General features: G+C 64.2%; 2 protein-coding genes, 1 pseudogene and 1 riboswitch. All 3 genes and pseudogenes read right to left on the bottom strand.

Annotated elements, in window-relative coordinates; all coding sequences use genetic code 11:
- A pseudogene (locus tag ACTIGC_RS13525) lies at positions 1-332 on the bottom strand (glycine cleavage system aminomethyltransferase GcvT); the annotation flags it as partial.
- Positions 333-513: 181 nt separating this feature from the next.
- A riboswitch (glycine riboswitch) is annotated at positions 514-604 on the bottom strand.
- 95 nt (positions 605-699) lie between these two features.
- On the bottom strand, positions 700-1,263 hold the full coding sequence (locus ACTIGC_RS13520) for an NYN domain-containing protein (RefSeq protein ID WP_439634915.1): 564 nt from the start codon (positions 1,261-1,263) through the stop codon (positions 700-702).
- A gap of 122 nt (positions 1,264-1,385) precedes the next feature.
- On the bottom strand, positions 1,386-1,716 hold a 331-nt coding region (locus ACTIGC_RS13515), incomplete at its 5' end, for a DALR anticodon-binding domain-containing protein (protein WP_439634914.1).

Genomic DNA, 1,716 nt, shown 5'->3' with positions numbered 1-1,716 from the left:
AGATCGCCCTCGTCGGGCCGGGAGATCATCAGATCGTCCATGATCCCGCCCTGGTCGTTGAGCAGGAGCGTGTATTTCTGCTCGCCCGCGCCCAGAGCGCCCAGATCGGCGGTGATCAGCGCCTCGAACGCGGCTTCATCGCCGCTGACGCGCGCCTGGCCCATATGGGAGACGTCGAACAGGCCCGCTGCGGCGCGGGTGTGATTATGCTCGGCCATGACGCCGTCATACTGGACCGGCATGGCGTAGCCCGCGAACGGCACCATCTTGGCGCCGAGCTCCACATGGAGATCGTAAAGCGGGGTCTTTTTCAGGTTTGCCGGGTCGGCCATCTCGTCAGACTCCTCAAGCGCGGGTTGGCGGCTACGATCCGGCGCGAACCGGCATCGTATGCGCCCCCGCTGTCCCGAGACCTGAGAGATTCCTGCGCGCGCCAGCCTGTCAGCCCGGCGCCGCATTGCTCCTTCGGTGGGGCGGCGAACATGGCGTTCGCGCCCGCTTTCCAGCGTCGGCCATCATCCTGCGGTCCTGTCGCCTGAGCGTTTCCGGGGCGGTTGCGCCTTCGGCGCCGGCGTCTTTGGCCGGTCTCTCCCGCAGGGGGCCTTCATGCATGCCCGATCCCGTCCGCCTCCCGGCGCTCGCAACCGACGCGCCAAACTAGCCAGACACAGAGTCGAGTCAATCGGGCAGAGGCGTGGGCTATGCCGGAAACTCAACCGCACGGCAGATATCCGTGTGTTCCAGCAATTCATGAGGCGGCGTTTGCCCGGGCAATTGCGCCAACGCCACCTGCAGGCCTTCCTTGCGCACGTGCTTCATGGCTGGCGCGCAATCAGTGTCATTGGTCATCAGAATGATCCGCTCAACCGAGCGCTTGGCCGCCAGCACCGCCATATCGAGACCTATCCTCATATCGACCCCTTTCTGCTCGAAGTCAGGCTTGAAATCGTCATCGGTCAGCGCTCGGGGAGAAACGGGAACCCGCCGGGGTTTGAAGCCACGAAACTTCAGAACACCCCTGCGAACAGCGATCAGATCGCGCCGCGCTAGTTCATCCAGCCACCCTCCCGAGGCGTCGAATACCATGTCCTGCCCGCTCACGGGCAGCTTCGCCCTGCCCTGGTAGGGCGCACAGTCGTAATAGAGCGCGCGCAATAAAGTCTCGCCGCCAACGAGCGCACGGTGAGCCAAGGCTTCTATGAAATCAGGATTGTAGGTTCTGCCTGCGGCGCGGGCCATGACACGGCAGAAGCCACCATCCATGAGAACCGCCACACGCATAGAAAAACCCCCAAGCTTTCGCTCAGGGGTTTATATACATACCCGCCTACGGGTGTAACGGATTTTTACAAGATACGCGAAAGACCCTGAATTTTCAAGAAGGGCTACATCCGCTCCGGCACATCCAGCCCAATCAGGCCCAGCACGGTTTGGAGCTGGGTCAGCGTGGTGCGCGCGAGGCGCAGGCGGCTGGCGCGGATCGCCTCGTCCTTCTCCGGCAGGATCGGGCACTGGGTGTAGAAGGCGGAGAAGGCCTGGGCCAGGTTGAAGGCGTGCTCGCACAACAGATGCGGCGCGCGGCCCGCCTCGGCGCGCTGCACAGCTGCGTCGAACCCGTCCAGACGGCGCACCAGCGCGGCCTCGGCTGCATGGCTGACCTGCACCGGGCCGGGCTCAAGCCCCTCGCCTTGCGCCTTGCGCAGGAGCGAACCGATG

The organism is Glycocaulis sp., from assembly GCF_051859565.1.
Lineage (GTDB): Bacteria > Pseudomonadota > Alphaproteobacteria > Caulobacterales > Maricaulaceae > Glycocaulis.
This window is presented reverse-complemented; position numbering and strand designations above follow the sequence as displayed.